Here is a 13,591-nt window from a genome sequence, read left to right on the forward strand (position 1 = left end):
CTTCAACCCGTGGTCGGCAGCAAGTTCCGCCGTCAGTTCATCGATCGTGAGGTCGGGGCGGCCGCGATCCGGCGCCGCACCCAGTCTTTGACATCGGTCAGCTTGCCGCGTCCCGGATTGCCCTGCGGCTTTGGCGCAAGCGCGCCAGTCTCGCGCTTGAGCCGCACCATGTCATTGACGAACTTGATGGAAACACACAGGCGCAGGGGCCGGATCGGTTGCCGCGCCAGCGCGTTGGCTTGCGCGTGCAGATAGACGATCTGCGGGCTGGTGAACGTGCCGGGCAAGGCGGTGCCGGGCAGGTCCGGGGCGACACGCACGGTGAATTCCGACTCGCTTTGCGTGACCACGAACCGCATCGGCCCAAACAGGCTCTTGAACTGTGCCATGCGCGCGATGCCGGTTTCGAAATCCGGCGCGGTCGACAGCGCAAAGAGAACCGGGATCGCGGGGCCGCCCGCCATGCGCAGCCCCAGTAGCCGCGCCACATCCGGCTGTCCTGACAGGTCCATCATCGCGGTCCAGAGGCGCAGGTATTCGTCGGCTGAGACCAGAAAGGCACGGTCGTTTCGCTCGGTCGCCACGATGCCCGCATGGGCGAGAACGTCAGCCCAGTCCACGCCAAGCATCCCGCAGACCGGGCCGGACAGCACGGCCGATGTATAGATCGCGGACCTGTCCTGAGCGTGCATGCCGGGGGCCTTTCGCGGGGGAACATCCCACCATGCACTGGACAAGCTTCCTGCACGCCACGCAACGGGCCTGAGATGATGTGCAAGCCATTGGAACGGTCTGCAAGGCCCTGACGGTGGCAGACGGCGCCGCGCCGCGCCTACCGTGACGATGAAACCTGCGACACCTGCGATTTGGGGAGATTAGCTTGGACCTGACATCGAAGATCGTACTCGTCACCGGCGGCGGTTCCGGCATCGGGTTCGAACTGACCCGGCAACTCGTGGCGCTTGGCAACACGGTCGTCATCTGCGGGCGCGACGAGGGCAGGCTTGCCGATGCCGCGCGCCGGACCGGGGCGCAGGCGATGGTCGCCGATGTGACCAGTGCCAACGATCAGGATCGCATGCTTGCAAGTGTTCAAGCGCAGCACGGACGGCTGGATCTGCTGGTCAACAATGCGGGCATTTTTCTCGCTTACGACTTCAGGACCGATCCCGACACGCTGCACAAGATTGAGCGCGAAATCGCCATCAACGCGACGGCGCCGCTGACCCTGACGCGGCGCGCCCTGCCGCTTCTGGAGAAAAGCGCGCAGCCGGCGGTCCTGTTCATCGGGTCAGGCATCGCCTTCGTCGCGTCGCCCGGAACGCCGGTCTATTCCGGGACCAAGGCCCTGATCCATCACTGCGCGCAGACATTGCGCCACCAGTTGCAGCCCCATGGCATCACCGTTTTCGAAGCAATGCCGCCCGTCGTCGATACCGACATGGCCAAGGCGCTGAAGTCCGGCAACTTCAAGAAGATGAAACCCGCCGACCTGGTGCGCGAAATCCTGGGCGGATTGCTCCGAAACCAGACCGAGATGCTGCTGGGACAATCGCGCCAGATCAAGTGGATGAGCCGGATCGCGCCTGCCTTCCTGTTTCGCCAGTTCGCAAAGACCGAGTTTCATTGACCTCCAAAGACAGGGCGACCGTCATGCCATCCAATACCTACCGCGCCCGTGTCAACGCGCTGGCGGTCATCACCTCGGCCGCCTTCTTCGGCGCCAATCTCTTCATCGGGCTGTCGATGGGGGTATACTGGCTCAGTCTCCCTCCTGGTGATTTTGTCACGCAATTCTTTCCCCAGTTCAGTAATTTCCTGTTCACCATCATGCCGCTGTTCCTGCTGATGCCGGTGGGCCTGATCCTGTCGGCCCGGCTCGATTGGGATCATGCCCCGGCACAGCGGAACTGGGTGATCGCGTTGTGGCTGTATCTGGCCGTTTCGCTGATCACGATCTTCTATCACATGCCGCTCAACGTGCGCCTTGCGGCGGCAATCGAGTCACCTGTTGGGGATGCGCTGGATTTCTACAAGAGCATCGCCCTTGTCGCTCAGGTGACAGAGGAGAATTCAGCCACGATCCGCGGGCTTTGGCTTCTGGGCCATATCCCCCGCGTCCTGATCACCCTTGCCACCCCAGTATTTGTGCTGCGCGCGATGCGCGCGCAATCAGCGTAGGTCTGTCCCCTGCAACAAGGAAGGAAGCTCCATGCCCAACACCCAGATATTCCGCCATCTCATGAAGCGCGCCGCGCTTGCCCTGACGCTCGCCACAGGGCTCGGCGCCGAAGCGCAAGCACAGGACCCGCAAGTGCCAGATACGGGCATCCGCGTTCCCGCCGATCAGGTCGCCTTCGCGCCGTTTCCTGCCCCCGGCGTTCGTAGCGTCGCACTTTATGGCGGGGTCGGGACCGGGCAGCCGACGGCCATGACGTCACTGCTCGACCCGGTGCGCTACGAGGTGCTGCCGCATACCCATGAACACGGATACTGGGCGATGGTCGTGAAGGGCCGGATGCAGCATTGGGAGCTTTCCGAACCGGATCGCGGGCCCGACCTTTTGCCCGGCTCCTACTGGTTCCAGCCCGGTGGCGTGCCCCATGCCGAGGATTGTCTGGGGCCAGAGGTCTGTCAGGTCTTCGTCGTTTTCGACGCGGCGGCGGATTTTACGCCAGTCCAGTAGGCCAAAGCCAATCCCATAGGGGTCCTCATGAAACCAAATATCCGATGGACCATCGCCTTGTTGATGGGCGCTACGATCTTTCGCGCACAGACAATCCTGTTTCTGCCGGAGCTGCAGATGTTCGGCGGCATCGCGCCGGATGGCTGGTTCGGTCCGTGGCTGAGCGACACGATCATCGGCTTTGCCGTGCTGGTCATGCTCTACCTGTTCTGGACCCGGCGCAGCATGGCGGTCTGGGGCGCGCTCGTGGCCTACAACGCCGTGGGGGCGTTCGACTATTCGCAGGGACTGATAACGCAAATGATCAGCCCCATGCCGGTCGAAATGGCCTCGGCCGCGACGGTCTATGTGGGGATCGGCCTGTTCATGGCCGCCCAGATCGTGGCACTCGGACTACTGTTCCGACGCGATGTGATCGCCGAATTCAAGGGATGGTGCTGATGCGTGCGGTTCTGCTCTCATCAAAAACGCGCGCCGCAATGACGTCGACATCACGCCTTCTCTCCGGCCTGCCCTTTCGAACGGGTCGGCGCCTGACGAAAGGCGACCGGTGCCTGGCCTGTCCACCGCCGAAAGCTGCGCGAGAAGCTGTTGGCATCGCGGTAGGCCAATACACTTGCGATCTCGTCGGCGCGCAGGGTGGTCTTTGTGAGATACCGGATCGCCATGTCGCGCCGCGTGGCGTCCAGCACCGCCTGATAAGACGTCCTTTCCTCGCGCAATCGCCGTTGCAGCGTGCTGCGGCTGATCCCAAGGGAAAGAGCGACATCTTCGGCCCCCGTGCGCCCGGACGGCATCAGATCGACCAGGGCCCCCCGCACCCGCTCGGCGACAGGCCAGCGGTCGTTCTGGGCCGCCAGTTGCAGCTTCAAGTCAGACTCGATATCGGCCCAGAGGGCAGGGTTTTCGGAAATGAACCGCCGTTTGGCATCTTCGGGCGAAAACGCCACGTAGGCGGCATGCGAACGCTCCGGCATCACGCCGAGATGACCGGCGATCATGCGCCGATCCTCTTCCGATCCATCGAAACCCGCTGCAACCGGGCAGATCAGATGGGCCGCCGCCCCGCGAATGTTCTCCACCGCGACCACAAGTTGCAGGGCATCAAGGCTGGGTGGCATCGGGACGCTGGCATCGACGGTGTCGAATTCCAACCGCAACAGCCCGTCATCCCGGAACACCCGCATGAGCGTCGGGCCCAAGAGCGACTTGAACTGCGCCAGACGCATCAGGCCGGTTTCCATGTCGGGCGCGCAGGACAGTGTGAAAAAGACCGGGATCACCGGTCCGCGCGAGATCGCGACACCAAGGTGGGGTACATAATCCGGGCGCGGCGACAGCACGGCCATCGTGTTCCAACAATCGAAATACTGCGACGCCGTCACGCGCGCCTCGGTTCGGCCATGCGCAAGCGCGTCCAGGCCTGCCGTTTCAAGCATCACTTGCGGATCGACCCCAAGGATGCGGCACGCCACGTCGGTCGCCATGAAAAGGGAATAGGTCTGTGCGTTGTCCATCTGCCCTGCATCACAAGTGCTTGGCTCGTATGCCACGGGCATTTGGGCATGACCATATCCTGACGATCGCCTGACCGGATTTGCATGCGCATGATCGCATTTGCATATCGCCGACCCATAACGCTGCGCCTAAATTAACCGGAGATGGGCTGGTTGCCGTCCATGCAATGTCTGGAAAAAAGCCATGGAATTTTCCGTAAACGGCAAAAGTCACTCTGGGCGCTTGCCATATGACGTGTCTCCGCGCCGGGCGCGGCGGGACGGCCTGAACATCGCCAGCTTCACGGAGCCTGTCGCGCGCCATCCGTTCCTTCGCGGGCGCGTTGCCCTTTGTCTGTCGGGGTTCGCCCCGCTACCGGCGCAGCAGGCGCCATGACCGCCACGATCGTCATTCCCGCCGCCGGTGCCGCGCGGCGGATGGGTGGAGAAGACAAGCTCCTGCGCCATGTCGATGGCGTTCCGCTGATCCGGCGGGCTGCGCTTCATGCCCTGGCGAGCGGGCAGCGCGTGCTGGTGACACTTCGGCCCAACGATGGCGCGCGGCGTGCCGCCTTGGCCGGGCTTGCGCTGCGTGTGCTGCCGGTCGGGGATCACGCCACGGGCATGTCGGCGTCCCTGCGCTGTGCCGCGGCCGACACCGGACCGGCATCGCCGCTGATGATCCTGCCAGCGGACATGCCCGAAATCGGCGCCGGCGATCTGGAGCGGCTTTGGACCGCACACGCAGCGAATCCCGAGCGCATCATCCAGGGCATGGCCGGGTCTATTCCGGGTCATCCGGTCATTCTGCCGCCTGACATCGTGCCCGAAATGGGTTTGCTTTCGGGCGATACAGGCGCGCGGGCCATCCTTACCAAGCACCACCGGCGAATCCTGCCGGTGCCGCTGTTCGAGCGCCGCGCGATACTCGATCTCGATACGCCGCAGGACTGGGAGGATTGGTCGGTGTCGCGGCCAGCCACCGACCTGTCGGAAGACGGCCCACGCGATCCATTCGCCGCCGCACTGGACGATCCAGAGGACTGTGTCCTCGCTGTTATTACGGCTGTGCATGGAACGGGTTGGCGGCGTGCGGGCGCGATGATGTGCCTGTGGCGCGACGGCCGGATTGACGGTCAGTTGACCGGGGGCTGTATCGAAGCCGACCTTGCTTTGCACGTGCGCCAGGTTCTCGACGGCGGCAGACCGGTGACCCTGCGCTATGGGATCGGGTCGCCTTTCTTCGATATCCGCCTTCCTTGCGGTGGCGGTCTCGACATAACGCTGTTCCCGGTCGGTGACACGCGGTCCCTCCGAGATATGGCGTGTCTCGACCGGGGGCGTGTTCGCACAGCGCTTCGCTTTCAGCCCGACGGTGCCATCGGACTCGACCCGACTGGGCGGACCGGATGGCGGGGGTTCGATTTCGTCGCGGCCCGCGTGCCCGAGATCCAGTTTCTTGTCTTTGGTCAGGGTGAGGATGCAAGCCTGTTTGCGCGCCTGGCAAAATCGGCGGGGTATAATGTCGTGCGCGCGGACGAGGCCGGGCCAGGCGCGGCCGTCGGTGGTGCCGTCGATCCGGACAGCCCGGATGGTGGCGACATCCTGCTGCTCGCCGATGCGCGGACCGCCGTGCTGACCTTCCATCATGACCATGAAAAGGACGTCGGGATCATCGCGGCGGCCCTGCGCGGTCCGGCCTGCTACGTCGGCGCGCTCGGCAGTCGCCGCGTCGCAGCCCGGAGGCTGCGGCTGCTGCAGGAGGCGGGCATCGACCCTGACCGTCTGGCGCGGCTTCACGCGCCCGTCGGCCTGATCCCGTCGACCCGTGATGCACGCGGGCTGGCACTGTCGATCCTGGCGGAGATCGTCGCGCTGGACCTCGCCCTCCGCACCCGGAGCGCGGTCCGCGCGGATGGGTGCAACGATATTGAAACGATCGGCACGCGATCCGGACGATCCGCAAGTTTCCCTCCGACCGAGAGCGATCACATCCTGACACGTGGATCCGGGAGACGGCCATGAACCTGACGATCAACGGAACCGCCTATAGCGTCGACCTGCCGGACGACATGCCCCTGCTGTGGGCGCTGCGGGACGGTCTGAATATCACCAGCGTCAAATACGGCTGCGGGATCGCGCAGTGCGGTGCCTGTACCGTCCATATCGGGGGGCAGGCCGTGCGGTCGTGCCAGGTGGCGCTGGCCGATGTCTGGGGCGAGATCACGACGATCGAGGGGCTGGGCACACCGGACGCGCTGCACGCCATTCAGGAAGCCTGGATCGCACATCAGGTGGCACAGTGCGGCTACTGCCAGTCTGGCCAGATCATGCAGGCCGCCGACCTACTGGCCCAAAACCCGGCACCGACCGACGCCGATATCGACGCCGCGATGTCCGGCAACCTGTGTCGTTGCGGCACCTATCCGCGGATCCGTGCCGCCGTCCACGCCGCGGCCTCCGCGATGCGGGAGGCGTGAGGGATGGGCCGCGCCAGAACGATCGCCCGCCGCAGCTTCCTGATCGGGTCCGCCGCCATTGTGAGCGGTGTCGCCTTCGGGGCCTGGTTCGTCACCCGTGCCACGCCCAACCCCTTGCTGGGTGAACTCGGGGAAGGCGAGGCCGCGCTGACGCCCTTCGTCAAGATCACGCCAGAGGGCATCACCCTGATCGTGCCGCGTGCCGATGTGGGACAAGGCATCGCCTCGACCCAGGCCATGTTGATTGCCGAGGAGCTTGATATCGACCCAAGCACCGCAACGCTCGACCCCGGCCAGCCGCACCCGGCATATTTCAACGGGAGCGTCGCGGCGGAAGGTCTGCCGTTCCCGGCATGGGAGCACGGGTTCGTGGCCCGGACGGTGCGCGACCTGATGGTCAATGTCGCACGGCTGTCGGGCTCGCAGTTCACGGGCGGATCGTCCTCCGTCGCGGACCTTCACGAGACCTTGCGCCTGGCTGGAGCCACCGCCCGCGAAACCCTGAAGGCGGCAGCGGCGGCGCGCACGGGTGTGCCCATGGCCGAGCTGCGGACCGAGGACGGGCATGTCATTCTGCCCGACGGGACGCACATCGCCTATACCGCGCTTGCGGCCGAGGCGGCCGCCATCGACCCGGTCACGGATGTGACACTCCGGCCTGCTTCCAACTGGCGGCGGCTGGGCAAGGCGTATCAGCGACTCGACATCGTGGCCAAATCGACCGGCACGCAGGATTATGGCATCGACGTGGTGCTGCCCGGCATGCTCCACGCGACCGTGCGCGCCAACCCGGGGCGCGGTGGCGGCATGGCGGGCTACATCCCCAATGCCGCCCTTGCGATGCCCGGTGTGCGGTCGGTCGTTGAAGTGAACGAGGGGCTGGCGGTCGTTGCCGAGAACACCTGGTTCGCGTTTCAGGCCGCGCAGGCGCTGGAGGTCGACTGGCTGCCCCCCGACTATCCCGCCAGCAGTGCCGAGATGTGGCAGGCGCTGTCGGATGCCCACACCGACGAATTCCGCAATAGCCGTCTGCGCGACGATGGCGATGTCGAGGCCGCGCTGGACGGCGCCACCGCGATCGCGGCGGAATACCGCGCGCCCTTTCTCGCGCACGCGGCCCTCGAGCCGCTCAGCGCCACGGTGCTGGTCGAGTCGGAAAGGGTGACGATATGGACGGCGACGCAGGTCCCCCACGTCGTGCGCGACGCCGCGGTTGCGGTGACAGGCCTCGATGCGTCGCAGGTCACCCTGCATGCCTTGCCCGCTGGCGGCAGCTTCGGCCGCAGGCTCGATCACGACTACGTGGTGCAGGCGATCCAGATCGCCGCCTCGATGCCCGGCACCCCGATCAAGACGACCTGGAGCCGCGAAGAGGATATGACCCATGATTTCCCCCGGCCGCTGCACATGGCGCTTGGCCGGGGCACAGTCGCGGACGGCCGCGTGGTGACCTATGATCTCGACACGATCAGCCCCTCGCTCGTGCAATCGTGGTTCGGTCGCGTCTTCATCGTGCCGCCGGGGCCGGACACGATGCTGGTCTGGGGCGCCTTCGACCAGCCCTATGCGATCCCGAACTACCGCATCACGGGCTATGCCGCACCGCCCATGATGCCGGTCGGGTCGTGGCGGTCCCCCGGGGCCTGTTCCAACAGCTTCTTCCACGAAAGCTTCCTGTCCGAACTGATCCACGCCGCCGGCGCCGATCCGCTGGAGGAACGGCTGCGCCTGATCGCCGACGCCGATAGCCGCCGCGTTCTGGAGGCCGTCGGCGAGATGGCGAACTGGGCGGGTGCCGATATCGGGCCGGGGCGCGGGCGCGGCATCGCCTTCGCCCACACCCACGGCGTGCCTGTGGCCGAGGTCATCGACGTGACCATGACCGACCGCGGGTTGCGCATTGACGCGGTCTGGATCGCCGCCGATTGCGGCACCGTCTTCGACCCGATCAACGCCGAGGCACAACTGACCGGAGCGGCCATATTCGGCCTTGGACACGCGATGAACTGCGAGCTGACCTACGAGAACCACGCCGTGCAGCAGACCAATTTCGATGCGTTCGAAGGCGTGCGCCTCCACCAGACGCCGCGGTTCCACACGCGGTTGCTCGGCCTTGCGGGCCGTGTCCGCGGCCTGGGAGAACCGGCAACGGCCCCCGCGGCGCCCGCCCTCGCCGATGCGATCTTCGCCGCAACGGGCCAGCGCCCGCGTGAAATGCCGTTCAACAAAGCGGTGGATTTCGCGTGACCCATCTCTTGCGCCTGTTCCCGACCGTCGCGGCAAGTCTCGCGCCCGGAACGCCTGCGCCTGGGCAAGGTCGCACCACCGAACCGCCCCGCGCCGGACGCTGGCGATGCCACGGCAAAGACCAGTAAGCCAGTTTCCCGACATCTCCCCGAAAGGAACGACCCATGGCAGAAACTGCGTACCCTATCGGCCGGACAGCGCTTCTTTGCGTCGATCCCTATAACGATTTCCTTGCCGAGGACGGCAAGATGTGGCCCGCCCTCAGCGAGGTTTCCCGTGCGGTCGATCTCCATGCGAACCTCGCCAAGGTCCGTGCGGCCGCGCGCGAGGCCGGGCATCCGATTTTCATCCTGCCCCATCACCGCCACCGTGCCGGCGACTTCGAGGGGTGGGCCCACTTGACGCCGTTCCAGGCCGCAGCCCATGAACACCAGATGTTCGCCGAAGGCAGCAAGGGCGGAACCTTCTACGAAGGCTTCGGCCCCGACCATGGCGATATCGTCGTCAAGGAACACTGGGGCGCATCGAGCTTCGCCAACACCGATCTGGATGTGCAGTTGCGCCAACGCGGCATCTCCCATGTCATCTTTATCGGGGCGATTGCCAATACCTGCACCGAAGCCTCCGCAAGGTATGCTTCAGAACTCGGCTATCATGTGACGCTCGTTCGCGACGCAACGGCGGCCTTTTTCCCGGAAGCGCTGCACGCGGCGCACGACATCAACGGCCCAACCTATGCCCACGCCATCCGTACCGCGGCGGAGGTTGTCACAGCACTGGCCGGTGAGAGCGCCACATGACCTCGGGTCGTCCCCTAACTGTCTGCCCAAACCTCGAAGGAATGATCCATGACTGACACGCAATACCCCAAGGGCCGGACGGCGCTTCTTTGCGTCGATCCCTACAACGACTTTCTTGCGGAGGGCGGCAAGATGTGGCCAGCCCTGAGCGAGGTCGCCACATCGGTTGGCCTTCATGCCAACTTGTCCAAGATCCGTGCGACGGCCCGCGAGGCCGGTATGCCGATCTTCATCCTGCCGCATCACCGGCACCAAGCCACGGACTTCGAAGGATGGGCGCACCTGACACCGTCACAGGCCGCGGCGCATGAATACCAGTTGTTCGCCGAAGGCAGTTGGGGCGGTGAATGGTACAATGGGTTTGGCCCGGAAACCGGCGATATCGTCATCAAGGAACATTGGGGCGCGTCCAGCTTCGCCAACACCGACCTCGACGTGCAGCTGCGACAGCACGGGATCACGCACGTCATCTTTGTCGGGCTGATCGCCAATACCTGCATCGAGACGTCGGCCCGCGTTGCAGCCGAGCTTGGCTACCATGTGACGCTGGTCCGTGATGCCACGGCGGCGATGTCGGCCGAAGCGATGCACGCCGCCCACGACATCAACGGTCCGACCTACGCCCACGCCATTCTGACCACGGCCGAGGTGGTGGAGAAACTGGTCGCTCAAACGGTCGCATGAACCCCGCGTGGACCAGTCAGCCATGGTCGACGACGCGATCGTTACACCGGTCTCTTCAACCTTCGCTGAAAATCAGGAGTTACCCATGAGCGAAACCACTTCCAACGCATTCGAAAGGATCCGAAACCAGCACGAGCAAGTCGGACTGGACGAATGGCAGCGCATCTTTGGTCAACGTGATTGGGACAAACTGCCGGATCTCCTGGTGGACAACGTGACCTACCACAGTCCGGCTGACGTAATGCCCCTGCAGGGCAAGGATGCCGTCGTCGGCAGCTTGCGTCAGTCATTCGATATTTTCGAGAGTTTCGAGTATGCGCGTTGGTTCAGCGGCGACGAAGGCCATGTGCTGGAGTTCCGCGGCAGCGTCGGCGATGCAACTTTCACGGGCATAGACATCATCCGCTTCGATGCCGACGGCAAGATAACCGATCTTGTGGTCATGATCCGACCGGTGGCAGCCGTCATGAAGCTCCGCGAAAAATCCGCCCAATGATCCTCGGTCACGCGGCCACGACCCTGGTCGCGAAACGCGCTGCACCGGACATGCCCTGGTGGCTTCTTCTGGTCAGCGCCTTTCTGATCGATATCGCGATGTTCAGCTTCGTGGCACTCGGCATCGAGACCATGGAACCGACAGGTGCGGAGGGCCCGTCTCTGGCCACCAACATGACGGAGATTACCATCAGCCATGACCTTGTTCCCCAGATCGGTTGGACGTTGCTGGCCGGTGGGATCGCCTTCGGTGTGACACGTCGTCGGGCGTTCGCGCTGAGCGCCATGGCCTTGTCGTTGGGCCACTGGCTGGGTGACCTGGTTGCGGGCTACGGGCATCATGTGTTCGGGCCGGATAGCCATCCCATCGGAACGGACTGGTATCATGTGAACCTGCCCGCAGCGCTGACGTTCGAGGCCACGCTTGGTGTCCTTTGCGTCCTTGTCTTCACACGCGGGCAATCCTTCTCGCCGGGCGCACGGCTGGGGCTCTACGGTCTGTTCGGTGTCTTGCCCTTCGCTTTCCTCGTCATCTGACACCGGCCGAGCGCGGCAAGCAAAGCCTTGCGCCTTCGTCCCAAGGGTGGCCAGATCACCCAGGATTCACTCCGGAGGCCACATGGCCGAAGCACGCGCGGTCTTTCTGCAGGGCAACCTCTTTCGCCATATCACGGTGATGGCGCTGACCTCGTCCGTGGGGCTGATGGCGGTCTTCGCGGTCGACTTCATCGACATGGTCTTCATTGCGATGCTGGGCAACGCGGAACTGGCCGCGGCCGTGGGATATGCGGGCGCGATCCTGTTCTTTACCACCTCCTTCGGCATCGGAATGGCCATCGCGGCGGGCGCACTGGTGGCCCGGGCGCTGGGACAGGGAGACGCGGATCTGGCCCGCGCGCAGGCCGCGGCGGCGCTGGTCTGGGGCGTGATCTTCGGCGCGATCTTCGCGGCGGCGGTCTGGCTGAACCTCACGGCGCTGGCATCCCTCATGGGGGCCACGGGCGAGACGTTGGACCTTGCCGTGCACTACCTCCGGATCATTGTGCCCAGCCTGCCGTTCCTGATCGTCGGCATGGTGGGCGGCGCGATCCTGCGCGCGCACGGCGATGCGCGCCGCGCGATGATGGCGACGATCTGGGGCGCGCTGGTCAACGCGGTGCTGGACCCGATCCTGATCTTCGGCCTGGGGCTCGACCTGACGGGCGCGGCGCTGGCCAGCGTCGCGGCCCGGCTGGTGATCGCGGGCACCGCGCTGATCCCGATCTTTCGCCACCACGGCGGGCTGGTGCGGCCCGGTATCCCCGAGCTGTCGGTGGCCCTGCGGCCCATCGTGACCATCGCGGCCCCGGCGATCCTGACCCAGCTGGCCACGCCGCTGGGCCAAGCTGTCGTCACCCGCGCCATGGCCAGCTACGGCGAGGCGGCCGTGGCGGGCATGGCCATCGTGGGCCGGATGACCCCATTGGCCTTTGGCGTGATCTTCGCACTTTCGGGGGCCATCGGCCCGGTGATCGGCCAGAATTTCGGCGCGGGGCGGATGGACCGGGTCCGGCAGGCTTACCGCGACGGACTGCTGTTCTGCGCGGTCTTCACCGTGGCGATGACCGCGATCCTCTTTGCCTTGCGCGGCCCGATCATCGCGCTGTTCGGGGCCGAGGGGGTGACGCAAGACCTGATCGTCCTGTTCTGCGGCCCGCTTGCGCTGGCGTTCTTCTTCAACGGCGTGATCTTCGTGTCCAACGCCGCCTTCAACAACTTGGGCTATCCGTTCCGCTCCACCTAGATCAACTGGGGGCGGCACACGATGGGGACGGTGCCGCTGGTACTGGCGGGTGGCGCGATGTTCGGGGCGGCGGGGGTGCTGATCGGCCAGGCGGTGGGCGGCGTGATCTTCGCGGGCGTCGCTGCCCTGATGGTGCGGCGGATGATGGACGGCAAGACCGAGGCGACCGTGCCAGAAGAGCCTTTCGACCGGCAGGCGCGGCTCATGAGCCTGATGCACAGGCGCCGGTGACTGAGCGCGTGGTCTCTTCAATTGGGTGACCGGTTTCGATCATCGGAAAAAGCTAAGCCAGCACTTCCGCCGCTCGCATATGGAAAGTGCTGCGCGATGCACGAATGACCTGTGTGGATGGCTCCCGCATAGCAAGTCGTAAATGATCTTGTGTACCTTTTCAGAAGCGGTCTTGTGTCCGGCCTGTTTGCGCGGTTCTCACCGCTGGCCCTGATGGGATCCGCAGATCAGGTTCCTATCTGGTTTGCGGGCAATTGCGCTCGGGTCATTCGGCGGAGCGTCCTGATCGTTGCGGCTGAAGGGTACACCATCACATCTTCGGTCTGCTATCTCGCTGTTTCTGTACGTCTCAGACTGTGTGGGGTCGGTACGGTTCGTTCCTGGTCAGCACCGCCCACATGGTCCGCGCCGTCTTGTTCGCCATGGCGACGGTCGCGAGCCTGGCTGATTTACTTTGCAACAGCTTCGTCAGCCAGGGATCGGCACGCTCCGGATGATTGGAGACCTGCCGCACATGCGATGTCATGCCGACGACGATAAGCTGGCGCAGATACCGATCGCCCATCTTGGTGATCTTTCCCAACCGCTCCTTACCACCGCTGGAGTGGTTGCGTGGTGTCAGACCAAGGGTAGCGTCCGAGCACGTGGTGTAATTTCGGCACCGTCGACGGTGTGATCCCTGGTGGCCA

General features: G+C 64.8%; 14 protein-coding genes and 1 pseudogene. 12 read left to right on the forward strand and 3 right to left on the reverse strand.

From position 1 onward, the window contains the following. Nucleotides 1-32: 32 nt before the first annotated feature. Nucleotides 33-692 carry an AraC family transcriptional regulator ligand-binding domain-containing protein gene (locus tag DDE13_RS20245; protein ID WP_111406042.1) on the reverse strand — a complete coding sequence of 220 codons (660 nt, stop codon included), beginning with the start codon at nucleotides 690-692 and terminating at the stop codon, nucleotides 33-35. Between the two features lie 188 nt (nucleotides 693-880). Here DDE13_RS20245 and DDE13_RS20250 point away from each other — a divergent pair, with 188 nt between their 5' ends. Genes DDE13_RS20250 through DDE13_RS20265 form a run of 4 tightly spaced genes read left to right on the forward strand, consistent with a single transcriptional unit; the run spans nucleotide 881 to nucleotide 3,127 of the window. Next, nucleotides 881-1,630 (forward strand): SDR family oxidoreductase, encoded by a 750-nt coding sequence (locus DDE13_RS20250; protein ID WP_162631127.1) that lies wholly within the window; start codon nucleotides 881-883, stop codon nucleotides 1,628-1,630. Nucleotides 1,631-1,653: 23 nt separating this feature from the next. Next, the gene (locus tag DDE13_RS20255; protein WP_111406044.1) at nucleotides 1,654-2,181 is read left to right on the forward strand and encodes an anthrone oxygenase family protein; all 528 of its coding nucleotides are present in this window, start codon (nucleotides 1,654-1,656) and stop codon (nucleotides 2,179-2,181) included. Between the two features lie 31 nt (nucleotides 2,182-2,212). After that, nucleotides 2,213-2,686 (forward strand): hypothetical protein, encoded by a 474-nt coding sequence (locus DDE13_RS20260; protein ID WP_111406045.1) that lies wholly within the window; start codon nucleotides 2,213-2,215, stop codon nucleotides 2,684-2,686. Between the two features lie 27 nt (nucleotides 2,687-2,713). After that, nucleotides 2,714-3,127: a hypothetical protein gene (locus tag DDE13_RS20265; RefSeq protein WP_111406046.1), complete on the forward strand. Its 414-nt coding sequence runs from the start codon at nucleotides 2,714-2,716 to the stop codon at nucleotides 3,125-3,127. Between the two features lie 50 nt (nucleotides 3,128-3,177). On the opposite strand, the gene DDE13_RS20270 is transcribed toward DDE13_RS20265, so the two are convergent. Next, the gene (locus tag DDE13_RS20270) at nucleotides 3,178-4,203 is read right to left on the reverse strand and encodes a helix-turn-helix domain-containing protein (protein ID WP_111406047.1); all 1,026 of its coding nucleotides are present in this window, start codon (nucleotides 4,201-4,203) and stop codon (nucleotides 3,178-3,180) included. A gap of 372 nt (nucleotides 4,204-4,575) precedes the next feature. Between DDE13_RS20270 and DDE13_RS20275 the strand changes: the two genes are divergently transcribed. From DDE13_RS20275 to DDE13_RS20310, 8 genes and pseudogenes are all read left to right on the forward strand, one after another. Then, nucleotides 4,576-6,207 carry an NTP transferase domain-containing protein gene (locus DDE13_RS20275; protein ID WP_111406048.1) on the forward strand — a complete coding sequence of 544 codons (1,632 nt, stop codon included), beginning with the start codon at nucleotides 4,576-4,578 and terminating at the stop codon, nucleotides 6,205-6,207. Then, nucleotides 6,204-6,662 (forward strand): (2Fe-2S)-binding protein, encoded by a 459-nt coding sequence (locus DDE13_RS20280; RefSeq protein ID WP_111406049.1) that lies wholly within the window; start codon nucleotides 6,204-6,206, stop codon nucleotides 6,660-6,662. Before DDE13_RS20275 ends, DDE13_RS20280 begins: the two co-directional genes overlap by 4 nt. A gap of 3 nt (nucleotides 6,663-6,665) precedes the next feature. Next, nucleotides 6,666-8,909: a xanthine dehydrogenase family protein molybdopterin-binding subunit gene (locus DDE13_RS20285; protein ID WP_111406050.1), complete on the forward strand. Its 2,244-nt coding sequence runs from the start codon at nucleotides 6,666-6,668 to the stop codon at nucleotides 8,907-8,909. A gap of 164 nt (nucleotides 8,910-9,073) precedes the next feature. Continuing rightward, nucleotides 9,074-9,709, forward strand: a complete 636-nt coding sequence (locus DDE13_RS20290; RefSeq protein WP_111406051.1) for an isochorismatase family cysteine hydrolase — start codon at nucleotides 9,074-9,076, stop codon at nucleotides 9,707-9,709. Between the two features lie 48 nt (nucleotides 9,710-9,757). After that, nucleotides 9,758-10,393 (forward strand): isochorismatase family cysteine hydrolase, encoded by a 636-nt coding sequence (locus DDE13_RS20295; RefSeq protein WP_111406052.1) that lies wholly within the window; start codon nucleotides 9,758-9,760, stop codon nucleotides 10,391-10,393. A 22-nt stretch (nucleotides 10,394-10,415) separates the two neighbouring features. Beyond that, nucleotides 10,416-10,889: a nuclear transport factor 2 family protein gene (locus DDE13_RS20300; protein WP_222626156.1), complete on the forward strand. Its 474-nt coding sequence runs from the start codon at nucleotides 10,416-10,418 to the stop codon at nucleotides 10,887-10,889. Continuing rightward, a complete protein-coding gene (locus DDE13_RS20305; protein WP_111406054.1) occupies nucleotides 10,886-11,425 on the forward strand; it encodes a hypothetical protein in 540 nt (179 codons plus the stop codon). Before DDE13_RS20300 ends, DDE13_RS20305 begins: the two co-directional genes overlap by 4 nt. Before the next feature lie 82 nt (nucleotides 11,426-11,507). Further along, a pseudogene (locus DDE13_RS20310) lies at nucleotides 11,508-12,902 on the forward strand (MATE family efflux transporter). 349 nt (nucleotides 12,903-13,251) lie between these two features. Here the strand turns inward: DDE13_RS20310 and DDE13_RS20315 are convergent. After that, nucleotides 13,252-13,591 (reverse strand): transposase (locus DDE13_RS20315; protein WP_235868793.1); only part of this gene is annotated, 340 nt, incomplete at its 5' end.

Origin of the sequence: Meridianimarinicoccus zhengii (genome assembly GCF_003254465.1) — a bacterium.
GTDB classification, from domain to species: domain Bacteria; phylum Pseudomonadota; class Alphaproteobacteria; order Rhodobacterales; family Rhodobacteraceae; genus Meridianimarinicoccus; species Meridianimarinicoccus zhengii.